Raw genomic sequence first — 17,229 nt, forward strand, 5'->3', positions numbered from 1 at the left:
ACCACCAGCAGCACCACCCCTTGGTTGTACGAGGAAGGCATACGTCGGTCATGGCCCAGCAGGACACCGATCAGCAGCACGCGGGCGTGCTCCCCGTCGACGACGAGGGGTTCGTCGTCGACACCGAGGACTGCGAGGAGCGCGAGACCGCGTGGCGTGAGCGCGGCACCTCGCGGCCGATCACGGTGGTCGGCAATCCGGTGCTGCACAAGGAGTGCGCGGACGTCACCGACTTCGGCGAGGAGTTCCAGCAGCTGGTCGCGGACATGTTCGCCAGCCAGCGCACCGCCGAGGGCGTGGGCCTGGCCGCCAACCAGATCGGTGTCTCGAAGAAGGTCTTCGTCTACGACTGCCCCGACGACCAGGGCGTGCGCCACGTCGGCGTGGTCTGCAACCCGAAGCTCGTGGAACTGCCCGCCGGCCGGCGCAGCCTGGACGACAGCAACGAGGGCTGCCTGTCCGTGCCGACCGCCTACGCACCGCTCGCCCGCCCCGACTACGCCGAGGTGACCGGACAGGACGAGAAGGGCAACCCGGTCCGGGTGCGCGGCACCGGGTACTTCGCACGGTGCTTGCAGCACGAGACGGACCACCTGTACGGGTACCTCTACATCGACCGGCTCTCCAAGCGCGAACGCAAGGACGCGCTGCGGCAGATGGCCGAGAACGAGCCGCGCTACCCCGTGGTCGCGAACGACTGACGGCGCCTCACCCGCCGCACACCTCACACGCGTTCGGCGCCCGCCCGGGTCACCCCTGGGCGGGCGCCGTTCGTTTGCCTGAAGCCACCACACAACAGGAGAATTCCGGCACGCTGGGGTAGTGAATGGAGCAAATCCGTTCCCAGAACGGTCAGTTGTGGTGCTGAATGGGAAGTGCGGGGATACGCAACGGCGCACGCCCCGCTCGGTGCGGGGGGTGCGCCACCGGCGGCTGAGAGGGGTTTGTCCGTGCACGCTTTCTCACAGGGCTCCACAGCGACACCGACCGCGATCGCGGTACCGCCGTCGCTCCGCCTTCCGGTGATCGAGGCGGCATTTCCCCGGCAACTGCACCCGTATTGGCCGAAGCTCCAGGAGAAGACACGCACCTGGATGCTCGAAAAACGGCTCATGCCGGCGGACAAGGTCGCGGAATATGCCGATGGCCTGTGCTACACCGACCTCATGGCGGGGTACTACCTGGGCGCCCCCGACGAGGTCATGCAGGCGATAGCGGACTACAGCGCCTGGTTCTTCGTCTGGGACGACCGGCACGACCGGGACGTCGTCCACGGCCGGCCCGCCGCCTGGCGACGGCTGCGGGACCGGCTGCACACGGCACTCGACTCACCCGGGGACCACCTGCACCACGAGGACACGCTGGTGGCCGGGTTCGCCGACAGTGTGCGGCGGCTGCAGTCCTTCCTGCCGGCGCCGGCGACCTGGAACGCCCGGTTCGCCCGGCACTTCCACGCGGTGATCGAGGCGTACGACCGCGAATTCCACAACCGCACGCACGGAATCGTGCCCGGTGTGGAGGAGTACCTCGAACTGCGCCGGCTCACGTTCGCCCACTGGATCTGGACCGACCTGCTGGAGCCGAGCGCGGGGTGCGAACTGCCGGACGCCGTTCGAAAGCACCCGGCATATCGCCGGGCGGCCCTGCTGAGCCAGGAATTCGCCGCCTGGTACAACGACCTCTGCTCACTGCCCAAGGAAATAGCGGGCGACGAGGTCCACAATCTCGGAATCAGTCTCATCACGCACCACGGACTGACCCTCGAAGAAGCCATCGGGGAAGTCAGGCGACGCGTCGAGGAATGCATAACGGAATTCCTCGCCGTGGAACAGGACGCGTTGCGGTTCGCCGACTCGCTCGCCGACGGAACCGTGCGCGGAAAGGAACTGAGCGGCGCCGTACGGGCCTGCGTCGGCAATATGCGGAACTGGTTCAGTTCCGTCTACTGGTTCCACCACGAGTCCGGCCGCTACATGGTCGACAGCTGGGACGACCGGTCCACGCCCCCGTACGTCAACAACGAAGCGGCAGGTGAGAAATGACCGTCGAGTCCGTCAATCCCGAGACCCGGACCGAACCGACCGACCCGACCGATCCGGCACCGGAGCTGCGCGAGCCGCCCGTCGCGGGCGGTGGCGTCCCGCTCCTCGGCCACGGCTGGCGGCTGGCCCGCGACCCGCTGGCCTTCATGTCCCAGCTGCGCGACCACGGTGACATCGTTCGCATCAAGCTCGGCCCCAAGACCGTCTACGCGGTCACCAGCCCGGACCTCACCGGCGCCCTGGCCCTGAGCCCCGACTACCACATAGCCGGCCCTCTGTGGGAGTCGCTGGAGGGCCTGCTCGGCAAGGAGGGCGTGGCCACCGCCAACGGCCCGCTCCACCGGCGCCAGCGGCGCACCATACAGCCGGCGTTCCGGCTCGACGCCATCCCCGCATACGGCCCGATCATGGAGGAGGAGGCACACGCGCTCACCGAGCGCTGGCGGCCGGGGCAGACCGTCGACGCCACCTCCGAGTCCTTCCGCGTCGCCGTGCGGGTCGCCGCCCGCTGCCTGCTGCGCGGCCAGTACATGGACGAGCGGGCCGAGCGGCTGTGCACCGCCCTCGCCACCGTCTTCCGCGGCATGTACCGGCGGATGGTGGTCCCGCTGGGGCCGCTGTACCGGCTGCCGCTTCCGGCCAACCGGGCCTTCAACGACGCGTTGGCCGATCTGCACCACCTGGTCGACGAGATCATCGCCGAGCGCCGCGCATCCGGTCAAAAGCCGGACGATTTGCTGACGGCATTGCTGGAGGCGAAGGACGACAATGGGGACCCGATCGGGGAACAGGAGATCCACGACCAAGTGGTCGCGATACTCACCCCCGGCAGCGAAACCATCGCCTCCACGATCATGTGGTTGCTGCAGGCACTTGCCGACCACCCGGAACATGCCGACCGCATACGCGACGAAGTCGAAGCGGTCACCGGCGGGCGTCCCGTGGCATTCGAGGACGTCCGCAAGCTCACCCACACCGGCAATGTCATCATCGAGGCCATGCGTTTGCGGCCCGCCGTATGGGTATTGACGCGCCGCGCGGTCGTCGAGACCGAACTCGGTGGCTATCGCATTCCGGCCGGGGCGGACATCATCTACAGTCCGTACGCAATCCAGCGCGATCCGAAGTCGTACACCGACAACCTCGAGTTCGACCCGGACCGGTGGCTGCCGGAACGCGCGGGGAACGTGCCGAAATACGCCATGAAGCCGTTCAGCGCGGGCAAGCGCAAGTGCCCCAGTGACCACTTCTCCATGGCGCAGCTGACCCTGATCACGGCGGCGCTCGCCACGAAGTACCGCTTCGAGCAGGTGGCAGGCTCGAACGACGCGGTCCGCGTCGGCATCACGCTGCGGCCGCACGACCTGCTGGTCAGGCCCGTGGCGCGGTGACAGGGCACGGTGACGCTCAGGCCGCTCCGACCGCCTGAGGGCCCCGGAAGGTGCGCCGGTAGGCGTGCGGGGTGGTCCCCAGGGCCCTGACGAACTGGTGCCTGAGGGCCGCCGCCGTGCCGAAGCCGGTGCGCCAGGCGATCGCGTCCATCGTCTCGTCCGTCGCCTCCAGCAGCCGCTGGGCCAGCAGCACGCGCTGGCGCAGTATCCAGCGGTAGGGAGTCGTACCGGTCTCCTGCTGGAAGCGGCGGGCGAAGGTGCGCGGGGACATGTGCGCCCGGGCCGCGAGCTGGTCCACGGTGACCTCCTCGTCGAGGTGCTGCTCCATCCAGACCAGCACCTCGCCGACGGTGTCGCAGGAGGAGCGCGGCAGCGGCCGCTCGATGTACTGCGCCTGACCGCCGTCCCGGTGCGGGGGTACGACCATGCGCCGGGCGATACGGTTGGCGACCTCCGGCCCCTGCTCCTTGCGCACGATGTGCAGGCAGGCGTCGATGCCGGCGGCGGTGCCCGCACTGGTGATCACCGGGTCCTCGTCCACGTAGAGCACGTCCGGCGAGACGGCCACCGTCGGGTACTGCCGGCCCAGCTCCTCGGCGTGGTGCCAGTGCACCGCGCACCGCCGCCCGTCCAGCAGTCCGGCGGCGCCCAGCACGAACACCCCGGAGCACACGCTGAGCACCCGCGCGCCCCGGTCCACCGCCCGCCGCAGGGCGGCCAGCAGCTCGGGCGGGTACTCCCGGCGGGCGTAGTCGCTGCCCGCCGGTACGGCGATCAGGTCGGCCTCCTCCAGCCGGTCCAGCCCGTACGGCGTGGAGACGGAGAGCCCGCCGACGTGCGTGCTCAGCGCCGGGCCCTCCGCCGACACCACCGCGAAGTCGTACCCCGGCAGGCCCTCGTCGCTCCGGTCGATGCCGAAGACCTCGCAGACGACGCCGAGTTCGAAGGGATGCACGCCGTCCAGCAGCACGGCGGCCACGTTCTGCAGCATGCCGCCAGTGTGCCTCGGGAGTGGCAGGAAATCGAGGCCTTGCGGCAGTCCTGCCACTCCCGGTAAGGAGTATCCGGCGCGACAGTGGTGTCATGACCGGAAACCAGATCGAAGCCCTGATCGGAATGCTCGTGACCTTCGGACTCCTGGTCCTCATGGTCCTCCCCTCGGTGATCGGCATCGTGCGCGACAGGCGCATCGACCGTCAGCTCAGGGAGGCCCGGGAGGGCGAGGGGGCGGGGAAGGAGACTCAGAAGTCCTCGGACAGGTCGACGGTGCCCTCCACCGCCACCTGGTACGCCGAGGGGCGCCGCTCGAAGAAGTTGGTCAGCTCCTGAACGCCCTGCAGCTCCATGAAGGAGAAGGGGTTCTCGGAGCCGTACACCGGGGCGAAGCCGAGCCGCTCCAGACGCTGATCGGCCACGCACTCCAGGTACTGCCGCATCGAGTCGGTGTTCATCCCCGGGAGGCCGTCACCGCACAGGTCGCGCGCGAACTGCAGCTCGGCCTCGACGGCCTCCCGCAACATGTCGGTGACCTCCTGCTGGAGCCGGTCGTCGAACAGCTCCGGCTCCTCCTTGCGGACGGTGTCGACCACGTCGAAGGCGAAGGACATGTGCATCGTCTCGTCCCGGAACACCCAGTTGGTGCCGGTGGCCAGGCCGTGCAGCAGGCCCCGGCTGCGGAACCAGTAGACGTACGCGAAGGCGCCGTAGAAGAACAGGCCCTCGATGCACGCCGCGAAGCAGATGAGGTTGAGCAGGAAGCGGCGGCGGTCGGCCTGCGTCTGAAGACGGTCGAGCGACTCGACCGAGTCCATCCACTTGAAGCAGAACTCCGCCTTCTCACGGATCGAGGGGATGTTCTCCACGGCCGCGAAGGCGGCGGCCCGGTCGTCCGGGTCGGGCAGGTAGGTGTCCAGCAGCGTCAGGTAGAACTGGACGTGCACGGCCTCCTCGAAGAGCTGGCGGGACAGGTACAGCCGCGCCTCGGGGGAGTTGATGTGCTTGTAGAGCGTCAGCACCAGGTTGTTCGCCACGATCGAGTCGCCGGTGGCGAAGAAGGCCACCAGCCGGCCGATCAGGTGCTGCTCCTCCGGGCTGAGCTTCGCGAGGTCGGCGACGTCCGAATGGAGGTCGACCTCCTCGACGTGCCAGGTGTTCTTGATGGCGTCCCGGTAGCGCTCGTAGAAGTCCGGGTAGCGCATGGGGCGCAGGGTCAGCTCGAAGCCCGGGTCGAGCAGGTTCTTGGTGGTGGTCTCGGTGGTCATTACTGGCAGGCCTCGCAGGACTCGGGGTTTTCCAGGGAGCAGGCGACCGCTTCGGGGTCGGGGGTCTGCTGGGCGGGCACGGTGGCCCGGGCGGCGGCGCGGGCGATGCGGGTCGCCGGGCGCGAGCGCAGGTAGTACGTGGTCTTCAGGCCCTGCTTCCAGGCGTACGCGTACATCGAGGAGAGCTTCCCGATGGTCGGCGTCTCCAGGAACAGGTTCAGCGACTGGGCCTGGTCGAGGTACGGGGTGCGGGCGGCGGCCATGTCGATCAGGCCGCGCTGCGGGATCTCCCAGGCGGTGCGGTACAGGGTGCGGACGTCCTCGGGGATCCAGGTGAAGCCCTGCACCGAGCCGCCCGCCTCGCGCAGCGCCTCGCGGGTGCGGCCGTCCCACACGCCGAGCCGCTTGAGGTCGTCCACCAGGTAGGAGTTGACCTGGAGGAACTCGCCGGACAGCGTCTCGCGCTTGAACAGGTTGGACACCTGCGGCTCGATGCACTCGTAGGCGCCCGCGATGGAGGCGATGGTCGCGGTCGGGGCGATCGCCAGGAGCAGGGAGTTGCGCAGTCCGGTGGTGGCCATGCGCTCGCGCAGCGCCGCCCAGCGTTCGGGCCAGGTGTGCTCGACGCCGTAGTGGTCGGGGTGCAGCACGCCCCGGGCGGTGCGGGTCTTCTCCCAGGCCGGCAACGGGCCGCTCCGCTCCGCGAGGTCGGCGGAGGTCTCGTACGCGGCGAGCATGATCCGCTCGGCGATGCGGGTGGACAGGGCCTTCGCCTCGGGGGAGTCGAAGGGCAGCCGGAGCTGGAAGAAGACGTCCTGGAGGCCCATCGCGCCGAGGCCGACCGGACGCCAGCGGGCGTTGGAGCGGCCCGCCTGCTCGGTCGGGTAGAAGTTGATGTCGACGACCCGGTCCAGGAAGGTGACGGCGGTGCGGACGGTGGCGTCCAGCCGCTCCCAGTCGATGCCGCCCCCGGTCACGTCGACGAACGCGCCGAGGTTGACCGAGCCCAGGTTGCAGACCGCCGTCTCGCCGTCGTCCGTGACCTCCAGGATCTCCGTGCAGAGGTTGGAGGAGTGGACGACGTGGCCCGGCTCGGCCGTCTGGTTGGCGGTGCGGTTGGCGGTGTCCTTGAAGGTCATCCAGCCGTTGCCGGTCTGCGCGAGGGTGCGCATCATGCGGCCGTACAGCTCGCGCGCGGGCAGCGTCTTGCGGGCCAGTCCGGCGGCCTCCGCCCTGCGGTAGGCGGCGTCGAACTCCGCGCCCCACAGGTCGACCAGCTCGGGGACGTCGGCCGGGGAGAACAGCGACCAGGGCCCGTCGGCGTCCACCCGGCGCATGAACTCGTCCGGCACCCAGTGCGCGAGGTTCAGGTTGTGCGTGCGGCGGGCGTCCTCGCCGGTGTTGTCCCGCAGCTCCAGGAACTCCTCGACGTCCGCGTGCCAGGTCTCCAGGTAGACCGCCGCCGCGCCCTTGCGCCGGCCGCCCTGGTTCACGGCGGCGACCGAGGCGTCCAGCGTCTTCAGGAACGGGACGATGCCGTTGGAGTGTCCGTTGGTGCCACGGATCAGGGAGCCGCGGGAGCGGATGCGGGAGTAGGCGATGCCGATGCCGCCGGCGTGCTTGGAGAGGTTGGCGACCTGGTGGTAGCGGTCGTAGATGGAGTCCAGCTCGTCCCTGGGGGAGTCCAGGAGGTAGCAGGACGACATCTGGGCGTGCCGGGTGCCGGAGTTGAAGAGGGTGGGGGAGGAGGGCAGGTAGTCGAGGCGGCTCATCAGGCCGTACAGCGCGGCCACCTCGTCCACGGAGCGGGCGGTGTCGTCCTCGGCGAGTCCGGCGGCGACGCGGAGCATGAAGTGCTGGGGGGTCTCGACGACCTGGCGGGTGATCGGGTGCCGGAGCAGGTAGCGGCTGTACACGGTGCGCAGGCCGAAGTAGCCGAAGCGGTCGTCGGCGGCCGGGTCGACCAGCGCGTCCAGGCGCTGCGCGTGCAGCCGTACGAACGCGGCGGTGCGGTCGGCGATCAGGCCCTCGCGGTGGCCGGTGGCGACCGAGCCGCTGAAGGAGGTGACGCCCTGCGAGGCGGCCTCCGCGCGGATGCCGATGGCCAGCAGGCGGGCGGCGAGCCTCGAGTAGACCGGGTCCTCGGAGATGAGCCCCGCCGCCGCCTCGGTGGCGAGCTCGCGCAGCTCGGCCTCGTCCGCGCGGGCGGACCGGCCGCGCAGCGCGGCGGCGGCGACCCGGCCGGGGTCGGCGTCGGGGAGGTCGGCGGTCAGGTCCGTCAGGGTCCGCAGCAGCGCGGCACCGGGTCCGTCGGGTTCACCGGTCGCCGTCACCGGGGTCGCTGAAGCCGGATCGGCTGGCGCGATGGTCACGTGGAGCACTCCCTCGCTCGGCACGGGGCCTGGCGGAGGGCAGGGGCAGCTCACGAGCGCGCACGGCGTCGCGTCCACCGGCCCACTCCACGAGGCCCGGACGTCATGGCGCCCGGGCCAAGGCGGCCGGGCGCACCGTCGGCAGGTCCTCGGACTGGACATGCGTGCGCGCACGTGCGGAGACGTGCGGATGCACGCATGTACACCGTTGCGGGACAGTTCCGGATTCGCACCGGATTCCCCTGCGGCGACAGCGAGCACGAGCATACATCTTGTGCCGGGTGTCGCGAGCACCCCCAGATGTTGTGTCTCGGTGGTGTGTCATGGGACGTCTCGCGCCGGTGTCAGAGCCTCAGTTCGTAGGCGAGGAGGGTGATGTCGTCCAGCTCCGGCAACGGGTTCCAGTCCCGGCCGGGGGCGCGGACGAAGTCCAGCCGCTCGTAGAGCCGGTGGGCGGTGCGCATGGTGCGCTGGGTCGACAGCACGACGCTCGTGCAGGCCTGGACGGCCCGCGCACGGTCGACGCAGGCCCGCACCAGGGCCTCGCCGGCCCCGCGTCCGCGGGCCTCGCGGGCGACGGCGAGCATGCGTATCTCGGCCTCGCCGGGCCGGGCGATGTCGGCCATGGGGCCGCCGGACGGCACGAAGGTCACGCCGCCCAGCACCCGGCCGTCCGCCACGACGGCCAGCACCTCGGCGGCCGCCGCCCGCTTGGCCACGTTCCGCAGCTCGCCGAGGTACGCGTCGCTCTCCCCGAAGTCGAGGAGGCCGTCCTGGAGATAGGCCTGTGCGGTGATCTCGCCGAGGGTCTCGTACTCGTCGGCCGCCGCCCGCCGGATCGTGAAGTCCATGCGGACGAGTGTGCCCGACGGGTACGACAACGGGCCGCCGGATCTCTCCGACGGCCCGTTACTGACCGGAGGTCAGTGCGAGGAGCCCGCCGTGGCCGGCGGCAGCTCCACCTGGACGCCGGGGTCGCCGGCGTCCGCCGTGTAGTCGCTCGGCTTGGTCTCGTCGACGCCGTCGGGCGCCTTGACCGCCCGCAGGACGAAGGTGAGGACCACCGTGACCAGGACGTTCAGCACGAAGGCGGTGAGGCCGATGTAGCCGATCTCGCCGATGCCGGGAATCTCGTCGGACGAGCCGCCGAAGTGCTTCTGCGTCGGCGAGGCGACACCGTAGGCGGCGACCGTGCCGTAGACCATGCCGACCGCCCAGCCGCCGAGCAGCGCCCAGCGGTGGAACCAGCGGGTGAACAGGCCGCCGACCAGGGCCGGGAAGGTCTGCAGGATCCAGATGCCGCCCAGCAGCTGGAAGTTGATCGCGACCGTCTTGTCCATGCCCAGAACGAAGACCAGCGCGCCCACCTTCACCAGCAGGGACGTCAGCTTGGAGACCTTCGTCTCCTGGGCCGGGGTGGCGTCCGGCTTGATGAAGTCCTTGTAGATGTTGCGGGTGAAGAGGTTCGCGGCGGCGATCGACATGATCGCCGCCGGGACCAGCGCACCGATGCCGATCGCCGCGAAGGCCACGCCCGCGAACCAGTCCGGGAACATGTTCTCGAACAGCTGCGGGATCGCCAGCTGCCCGTTCTCCACCGTCACCCCGGCCGCGATCGCCATGAAGCCGAGCAGCGCCAGCAGGCCCAGCATCAGCGAGTACAGCGGCAGGATGGTGGTGTTGCGGCGGATCACCTCACGGCTGCGCGAGGACAGCGTCGCGGTGATCGAGTGCGGGTACATGAAGAGGGCGAGCGCCGAGCCGAGCGCCAGGGTGGCGTACGTCCACTGGCCGCCGTGGTCCGGTATCAGTCCGCCCTTGCCGGCCTCGGTGAACTTGTCGTTCGCCGAGGCGAAGATGTCGTCGAAGCCACCGAGCTTGATCGGGATGTAGATGATGGCCACCGCGATCACGATGTAGATCAGCGTGTCCTTGACGAACGCGATCAGCGCGGGCGCGCGCAGCCCCGACGAGTAGGTGTACGCCGCCAGCACGCCGAAGGCGATCAGCAGCGGCAGGTCCTTGATGAACCAGTTGGTGTCCTCGCCGCCGCCGACGCCCATCACGTCCAGCACGGCCTGGATGCCGACCAGCTGCAGCGCGATGTACGGCATCGTGGCGAGGATGCCGGTGACGGCGACCGCCAGCGACAGCCCCTTCGAGCCGAACCGGCCGCGCACGAAGTCCGAGGTCGTCACGTACCCGTGCTTGTGGGAGACCGACCACAGGCGCGGCAGGAAGGTGAAGATCAGCGGGTAGACCAGGATCGTGTACGGCACCGCGAAGAAGCCGGCCGCGCCCGCCGCGTAGATCGCCGCCGGGACGGCCACGAAGGTGTACGCCGTGTACAGGTCGCCGCCGAGCAGGAACCAGGTGACCCAGGTGCCGAAGGAGCGGCCGCCGAGGCCCCACTCGTCGAGGCTGTGCTCGTTCTCGGCCTTGCGCCAGCGGGCCGCCAGGAAGCCCATGGCGGTCACGAGGACGAAGAAGAAGATGAAGACGGCGAGTGCGACGCCGTTCACGCCGTCGTTCACCGGGAACCGCCTTCCCGGCGGGCGCGCTGGTCACGCTGCCACAGCTTGTAGGCGATCATCGTCAGAGCCGTGGAGACGATCACCCACGCCATCTGGTACCAGTAGAAGAACGGGATACCGATGAAGGCCGGGTCGGACTTGGCGTACGAACCGACCCAGAGCATGGCGACGAACGGTGCGAGAAGGCAGAGGCCGATGACGACGCGCACCGGCGTCACCACCGGTTCTCTGCTCTCGGGTGGGGCTTGTGACATGCGGTGGCTCCGTCCCCTCGCTGATCACCTCGTGCAGTGCGCACGAAATGTAGGTGACGGGTTCAGGACAGCGGAAGCCCTCGTCCGCATATCGGTCCCCAACCGCAACGTCAGGGGCCTGCGGGCGGTCTTGGTCTAGTCCTGGGGCCGCTTGAGGCGGGCGACGAACTTGTAGCGGTCGCCCCGGTACACCGAGCGCACCCACTCCACCGGCTGGCCCGTCCGGTCCTGCGAGTGCCGGGACAGCATCAGCATCGGCAGGCCGACGTCGGTGCCGAGCAGACCGGCCTCGCGCGGGGTGGCCAGGGAGGTCTCGATGGTCTCCTCCGCCTCGGCCAGGTGGACGTCGTACACCTCGGCGAGCGCGGTGTAGAGGGACGTGTACTTCACCAGGGAGCGGCGCAGGGCCGGGAAGCGCTTGGCGCTCAGGTGGGTGGTCTCGATGGCCATCGGCTCGCCGTTGGCCATGCGCAGCCGCTCGATGCGCAGCACCCGCCCGCCGGCCGTGATGTCCAGCAGCCCGGCGAGCCGGTCGTCGGCGGTGATGTAGCCGATGTCCAGGAGCTGCGAGGTCGGTTCGAGGCCCTGGGCGCGCATGTCCTCGGTGTACGAGGTGAGTTGCAGGGCCTGCGACACCTTGGGCTTGGCGACGAAGGTGCCCTTGCCCTGGATGCGCTCCAGGCGGCCCTCGACGACCAGTTCCTGCAGGGCCTGGCGCACGGTCGTGCGCGAGGTGTCGAACTCCGCGGCCAGGGTGCGCTCGGGCGGGACCGGGGTGCCCGGGGCCTGGGTGCGGGTCATGTCGAGCAGGTGCTTCTTCAGGCGGTAGTACTTGGGCACGCGCGCGGTACGGACTGTCGTCCCACCCTCGTTCTCCGCACTGCTGACGTCGGTGCTCATGCTCTGCCTTCCCGGCTCCGGGCGCCGAAGCGACCGCTATCCCTGTCGGCCACGGCTCACATCGTGGCACGGCTTCGCGCCGGCATGGTCCGGCACGCTCCGTGATCCCCTCTGTATACCGCCGGGACCGTTGTTGGTCTAGTCCACAGCGCCGCCAGACGGTGCTGGTACGCGCGTTCGGAACCGTACCGGCACGTCGTTCGACGGACAGTGGTACACCCGGTCCCGGTCCGTCCGATCTGCCGGTTGCGCAATGAAAGGTCCCTGCATATCTCGGTCGCATCACGGACGCCGGGAGCGTGGTTGAACACCCTTGACAGCCCTATTGGTCTGGGCCAAGCTCCCCGTACTGGTCTACACCATTGGTCCAGGTCCCGGCCCCAGGAGCGGTACGCGTTCACGCTTGAACCGCAGGGAGGCAGGGGGGTTTGTGGCATCCCTGAGGAGGGTGGCGTGAAGCGCAAGCTGATAGCCGCGATCGGTATCGCGGGCATGATGGCATCCATCGCGGCGTGCGGGGGCTCCGACGACAACGGTTCGTCCAAGCAGGACCCGAAGGACCGCAAGGGCGAACTCACCGTCTGGCTCATGGTCGACGCCCAGAGCAGCTGGCCGGAACTGGTCAAGCAGGCCAATGACGAGTTCAACAAGAAGTACCCGGGCGTCAAGGTCAACGTCCAGTACCAGCAGTGGGCGGACAAGACCAAGAAGCTCGACGCCGCCCTGTCCGGCGACTCGTTCCCCGACGTGGTCGAGCTCGGCAACACCGAGACCATGACCTACATCCTCAACGGTGCCCTCGGCGAGATCGACGCCAAGAAGTACGACAACTCGGACACCTGGATCGAGGGCCTCAAGGACACCTGCACGTACGAGGGCAAGCTCTACTGCGTCCCGTACTACGCGGGCGCCCGCGTCGCCATCTACAACAAGGACATGTTCAAGGCCGGCACCGGGTCGGACAAGCTGCCGACGACCGAGGCGGACCTGCTCAAGGCCCTCGACAAGGTCCAGGACAAGTACAAGGCGGACAACGCCTTCTCCGCGCTCTACCTCCCGGGCCGCTACTGGTACGCCGCCATGTCCTACGTCGCCGCGTACGGCGGCGAGATCGCCACGTACGACGAGGGCAGCAAGGAGTGGAAGGCGGCCCTGTCCACGCCGGAGGCGCAGAAGGGCATCCAGCACTTCGTCGACCTGGTCAAGAAGTACAACAACGGCGACCAGACCAAGGACGAGCAGGACCACGCCAACGTCATGGCCAACGAGAAGGCGGCCCTGCTCTACGGCAACGGCTGGGAGGCCGGCAGCGTCGTCGACTCGAAGACGAACGGCAACCCGAAGCTGGAGGGCAAGATCGCCGTCGCGGGCATGCCCGGCCCGGAGGGCAAGACCCTGCCCTCCTTCATCGGTGGTTCCGACCTGGCCACCGTCTCCAAGTCCGACCAGCAGGACCTGGCGCAGGACTGGATCTCGATGTTCACCAACGAGAAGTCCCAGGCCGCGCTGGCTGAGAAGGACATCCTGCCCAACAACACCAAGCAGCTCGAGCCGCTGAAGGCCAAGCCGGAGACGGCCCCGATCGCCAACGCGGTCCCCGACGCCTGGTTCACCCCGATCGCCCCCGGCTGGGCCGCGATCGAGAAGAAGGAAACGCTCGAGACGATGCTGCTCGACATCCTCAAGGGCAAGTCGGTCGCCGACGCCACCAAGGCGGCCGACGCGGAGATCAACTCGTTGATCAACGAGAGCGCCTGAGCCTCCCCGCTCGGCTCCCGTTGACCTCCGGTGCCTTGCCCGGCCACGCGGCCGGGCAGGGCCGGTTGGGTGGCCGGCCGCCTCCGGCGGACCGGCCACCGCTCCGATGCAGAACCCTTCGAACGGAAGGCCAGCACAGTGAGTGCCGCCGACATCAAGACCGCCGGCCCGGAGGTGCCCGCCCCGCGGCCACCCGCCGGTGACGGCCCGGCACCGTCCGCACCCCGGCGAAGCCGGTGGACGAACGGGCCCCTGCTGCCCTATCTCCTGATCGCGCCGGCCGTCGTGGCACTCGCCGCGGTGTTCGTCTGGCCGCTGATCAAGACAGTGATCATGTCCTTCCAGGACGTGGGCAGAAAGGAACTGTGGACCGGTCAGGCTGCCGAGTGGGTCGGCTTGGAGCAGTTCACCAACATCCTCGGCGAGAGCGAGTTCTACGACGTCCTGTGGCGCACTGTCCTGTTCATGGTCGTATGCGTCGTCGCCACCATGGCCGTCGGGCTCTTCCTCGCCCACTCCATGCAGCGCATGACCAAGGCCGTACGGCTGCTGCTGACCGGCGCGCTCATCGCCGCCTGGTCGCTGCCGCTGCTCGTGGCCACCTCGATCTTCCGTTGGTTCGCCGACTCCGACTACGGCGTCGCCAACATGGTGCTGACCGAGTACCTCGGTCTCGACTTCCAGGGCCACAACTGGTTCCTCGACCCCAAGCAGGGCTTCCTCGTGATCGGCGCCGTGGTGGTGTGGGGAGCCGTGCCGTTCGTGGCCGTCACCCTGTACGCGGCGCTCACCCAGGTGCCCGCCGAGCTGGAGGAGGCCGCGGAACTCGACGGCGCCGGACGCATGGGCGTCTTCCGGTATGTGACCTGGCCCGTCATCAAGCCGGTCTTCCAGATGGTCGCCACACTCTCCGTGATCTGGGACTTCAACGTCTTCGGCCAGGTCTTCCTGATGCGCGGCAACAAACCGGAGCCGGAGTACAACCTGCTCGGCCTGTACTCCTACGAGAAGGCCTTCGAGTCGAACTCCTTCAGCCAGGGCGCCGCCATCGCGCTGATCACCGTGCTGCTCCTGTCCGGCGTGGCCGTCTACTACCTGCGCCAGCTGATCAAGATCGGAGACGTCGAGTGAGCACCACGACCGCCACGACCGCCCCGGGCGCGACGGAGCCCGCGCTCGAGACCGCCCTGCGGCCCGACCGCAAGAAGCGCAGCCGGCACTTCTACAACCTCGTGGGGCTCGTCTCCTTCGTGGTGATGGCCTTCCCGGTGTACTGGCTGGTGATCAGCGCCCTGCGCCCCAACCACGAGATCCGGTCCTACGACCAGACGCTGTGGCCGTCGTCCCTCACCCTGGACAACTTCTCCCGGGCGATCGACGCGCCCAATTTCGGCACCGCGATCCAGTCCAGCCTCATCATCTGTGTGACCGCGGTCGTCGGCGCGATGATCCTCTCCACGATCGCCGCCTTCGCCATCGGGCGCTTCCGGTTCGCCGGCCGCAAGGTCTTCATGATCATTCTGCTGCTGGTGCAGCTGCTGCCGCCGACCACCATGCTCATCCCCCTCTACATCCAGCTGAACGACCTGGGCGCGATCAACGAGTACTGGGGCGTGATCATCATCTACCTCGTCTCCACGCTGCCGTTCGCGACCTGGATGATCCGCGGCTTCGTCGTGAACATCCCCAAGGAGCTGGAAGAGGCCGCGATGGTGGACGGCTGCTCCCGCATGGGTGCCTTCTGGCGGGTGATCTTCCCGCTGCTCGCCCCCGGACTGGCGGCGGCGTCGATCTTCTCCCTGATCAACGCGTGGAACGAGTACCTGCTCGCCTACATCGTGCTGCAGGACAACGACAAGTACACGCTCAACGTGTGGCTGATGAACTTCACCACCGACCGCGGAACCGACTACGGCGCGCTCATGGCCGCCTCGACACTGATCGCGATACCGGTCGTCGCGTTCTTCATGCTCGTGCAGAAGAAGATGGCCGCCGGTCTCACCTCCGGCGCCGTGAAGGGATGACGCCACCGATGACCACCATCGCCAGGGCCACCGACACCCTCACGCGCGACGCGCTCGCGGTCCTCCAGCCCGGCTTCACCGGAACCACCGCCCCGGACTGGCTGCTGCGCCGCCTCGACGAGGGCCTGGCGTCCGTCGCACTGTTCGGACGCAACGTCAGCACGCCCGAGCAGGTGGCCGCGCTGACCGCGCGGCTGCGCGCCGAGCGCGAGGACGTCCTCGTCGCCATCGACGAGGAGGGCGGCGACGTCACCCGCCTGGAGGTGCGCACCGGCTCCTCCTTCCCCGGCAACCTCGCCCTCGGCGCGGTGGACGACGTCGGGCTCACCCGCGAGGTGGCCGCGGAACTGGGCCGCCGGCTCGCGGACTGCGGAGTCAACTTCAACTGGGCCCCGTCCGCCGACGTTAACTCCAACCCGGACAACCCGGTGATCGGCGTGCGGTCCTTCGGCGCGGGCACCGACCTGGTCGCCCGGCACACCGCCGCGTACGTCACCGGCCTGCAGTCGTCCGGCGTGGCCGCCTGCACCAAGCACTTCCCCGGCCACGGTGACACGGCCGTCGACTCCCACCACGCCGTGCCGCGCATCGACGTGGACGGCGACGTGCTGGCCGCTCGCGACCTGGTCCCCTTCCGCGCGGCCATCGCCGCCGGCAGCCGTGCGGTGATGAGCGCCCACATCCTGGCCCCGGCACTGGACCCGGACCGTCCGGCAACGTTGTCCCGGCGCATCCTCACCGACCTGCTCCGCGGTGAACTGGGCTACCAGGGCCTGATCGTCACCGACGGCATCGAGATGCGGGCCATCGCCGGCACGTACGGCATCGAACGCGGCAGCGTGCTGGCCGTCGCCGCCGGCGCCGACGCGATCTGCGTGGGCGGCGGGCTCTCCGACGAGGACACGGTACGGCGGCTGAGCGACGCCCTGGTCGAGGCCGTCCGCTCGGGCGAGCTGCCCGAGGAACGCCTGGCCGACGCGGCCGAACGCGTCCGGGCCCTGGCCGGCTGGGCGGCGGCGAACCGCCCCTCCGGTGGGGCAGCGGGCTCCGCCGACACGGAGGTGGGCCTGCGCGCCGCCCGCCGCGCCCTGCGGCTCACCGGCGCCGACGGCTTCACACCGCTCACCGAGCCGCCGTACGTCGCCGCGCTCACGCCGGTCGCGAACATCGCGGTCGGCGACGAGACGCCATGGGGCATCGCCGCCGAGCTCTCCCGTCTGCTCCCCGGGACGGAGACCGGCAGCTTCACCGGCCCGGACGCCGGGGGAGAGGTGCTGGCCGCCGCCGGGAAGCGCCGCATCGTGGCCGTCGTCCGCGACGAGCACCGGCACCCCTGGATGGCGGCGGCCCTGGACAGGCTGCTGGCGACCCGACCCGACACGATCGTGGTCGAGATGGGCGTCCCTCGCGCCGAGCCCCGCGGCTCCCTCCACCTGGCCACCCACGGCGCGGCCCGCGTCTGCGGCCGCGCGGCGGCGGAGGCCGTCGCGGGCGCGTAGCGCACGTCCACGGGAACGCCGAAGGCGCCGGCCCCTCGGGTGAGGGCCGGCGCCTCTGTCGTATCCGGGGAGTTCAGCGGTGGGATGGGGTGATCAGCGGGGGGGGGTGCCTCTATGTCGTTCGTCAAGCGAGGCGTGGGGTTCTGGGTTCGTAGAAGGTTCCGTCGCGGAGCATCGCGAACAGCACGTTGATC

General features: G+C 69.4%; 15 protein-coding genes and 1 riboswitch. Of the genes, 8 read left to right on the top strand and 7 right to left on the bottom strand.

Going from position 1 to position 17,229, the window contains the following annotated elements; genetic code table 11:
* Positions 1–50 precede the first annotated feature (50 nt).
* The 3 genes from def (at position 51) to ACFW47_RS33450 (ending at position 3,433) form a co-directional block, all read left to right on the top strand.
* The gene (def, locus tag ACFW47_RS33440; protein WP_386308099.1) at positions 51–701 is read left to right on the top strand and encodes a peptide deformylase; all 651 of its coding nucleotides are present in this window, start codon (positions 51–53) and stop codon (positions 699–701) included.
* 249 nt (positions 702–950) lie between these two features.
* On the top strand, positions 951–2,042 hold the full coding sequence (gene cyc1 / locus ACFW47_RS33445; protein WP_386286732.1) for an epi-isozizaene synthase: 1,092 nt from the start codon (positions 951–953) through the stop codon (positions 2,040–2,042).
* Positions 2,039–3,433 carry a cytochrome P450 gene (locus tag ACFW47_RS33450; protein WP_386308100.1) on the top strand — a complete coding sequence of 465 codons (1,395 nt, stop codon included), beginning with the start codon at positions 2,039–2,041 and terminating at the stop codon, positions 3,431–3,433. Before cyc1 ends, ACFW47_RS33450 begins: the two co-directional genes overlap by 4 nt.
* A gap of 16 nt (positions 3,434–3,449) precedes the next feature.
* Here ACFW47_RS33450 and ACFW47_RS33455 read toward each other — a convergent pair whose 3' ends face one another.
* Positions 3,450–4,424 (bottom strand): GlxA family transcriptional regulator, encoded by a 975-nt coding sequence (locus tag ACFW47_RS33455; protein ID WP_386308101.1) that lies wholly within the window; start codon positions 4,422–4,424, stop codon positions 3,450–3,452.
* Between the two features lie 92 nt (positions 4,425–4,516).
* Here ACFW47_RS33455 and ACFW47_RS33460 point away from each other — a divergent pair, with 92 nt between their 5' ends.
* Positions 4,517–4,762, top strand: coding sequence for a hypothetical protein (locus tag ACFW47_RS33460; protein WP_386286738.1), 246 nt, complete (start codon positions 4,517–4,519; stop codon positions 4,760–4,762).
* Here ACFW47_RS33460 and ACFW47_RS33465 read toward each other — a convergent pair.
* The 6 genes from ACFW47_RS33465 to ACFW47_RS33490 form a co-directional block, all read right to left on the bottom strand.
* Positions 4,675–5,694, bottom strand: coding sequence for a ribonucleotide-diphosphate reductase subunit beta (locus ACFW47_RS33465; RefSeq protein ID WP_386286740.1), 1,020 nt, complete (start codon positions 5,692–5,694; stop codon positions 4,675–4,677). The genes ACFW47_RS33460 and ACFW47_RS33465 overlap by 88 nt on opposite strands.
* Positions 5,694–8,066: a ribonucleoside-diphosphate reductase subunit alpha gene (locus ACFW47_RS33470; RefSeq protein WP_386308102.1), complete on the bottom strand. Its 2,373-nt coding sequence runs from the start codon at positions 8,064–8,066 to the stop codon at positions 5,694–5,696. The genes ACFW47_RS33465 and ACFW47_RS33470 overlap by 1 nt, the downstream gene beginning before the upstream one ends.
* A gap of 122 nt (positions 8,067–8,188) precedes the next feature.
* Positions 8,189–8,350, bottom strand: a riboswitch (cobalamin riboswitch).
* 60 nt (positions 8,351–8,410) lie between these two features.
* Entirely contained in the window at positions 8,411–8,917 is a 507-nt protein-coding gene (locus ACFW47_RS33475) for a GNAT family N-acetyltransferase (protein WP_386308103.1), read from the bottom strand.
* Between the two features lie 72 nt (positions 8,918–8,989).
* Positions 8,990–10,600: a monocarboxylate uptake permease MctP gene (gene mctP, locus ACFW47_RS33480; RefSeq protein WP_386286746.1), complete on the bottom strand. Its 1,611-nt coding sequence runs from the start codon at positions 10,598–10,600 to the stop codon at positions 8,990–8,992.
* Entirely contained in the window at positions 10,597–10,854 is a 258-nt protein-coding gene (locus ACFW47_RS33485) for a DUF3311 domain-containing protein (protein WP_386286748.1), read from the bottom strand. Before ACFW47_RS33485 ends, mctP begins: the two co-directional genes overlap by 4 nt.
* A 135-nt stretch (positions 10,855–10,989) precedes the next feature.
* Positions 10,990–11,754 (bottom strand): GntR family transcriptional regulator, encoded by a 765-nt coding sequence (locus ACFW47_RS33490; RefSeq protein ID WP_073724313.1) that lies wholly within the window; start codon positions 11,752–11,754, stop codon positions 10,990–10,992.
* 453 nt (positions 11,755–12,207) lie between these two features.
* On the opposite strand from ACFW47_RS33490, the gene ACFW47_RS33495 reads away from it, so the two are divergent.
* The 4 genes from ACFW47_RS33495 (at position 12,208) to ACFW47_RS33510 (ending at position 17,035) form a co-directional block, all read left to right on the top strand.
* Entirely contained in the window at positions 12,208–13,512 is a 1,305-nt protein-coding gene (locus ACFW47_RS33495; RefSeq protein WP_386286750.1) for a sugar ABC transporter substrate-binding protein, read from the top strand.
* A gap of 138 nt (positions 13,513–13,650) precedes the next feature.
* On the top strand, positions 13,651–14,643 hold the full coding sequence (locus ACFW47_RS33500) for a carbohydrate ABC transporter permease (protein WP_386286752.1): 993 nt from the start codon (positions 13,651–13,653) through the stop codon (positions 14,641–14,643).
* Positions 14,640–15,536, top strand: coding sequence for a carbohydrate ABC transporter permease (locus ACFW47_RS33505; RefSeq protein ID WP_386286754.1), 897 nt, complete (start codon positions 14,640–14,642; stop codon positions 15,534–15,536). The genes ACFW47_RS33500 and ACFW47_RS33505 overlap by 4 nt, the downstream gene beginning before the upstream one ends.
* An 8-nt stretch (positions 15,537–15,544) precedes the next feature.
* The gene (locus ACFW47_RS33510) at positions 15,545–17,035 is read left to right on the top strand and encodes a glycoside hydrolase family 3 protein (protein WP_386286756.1); all 1,491 of its coding nucleotides are present in this window, start codon (positions 15,545–15,547) and stop codon (positions 17,033–17,035) included.
* Positions 17,036–17,229: the final 194 nt, after the last annotated feature.

It is taken from the genome of Streptomyces sp. NPDC058796 (genome assembly GCF_042745235.1).
Taxonomy (GTDB): Bacteria; Actinomycetota; Actinomycetes; order Streptomycetales; family Streptomycetaceae; genus Streptomyces.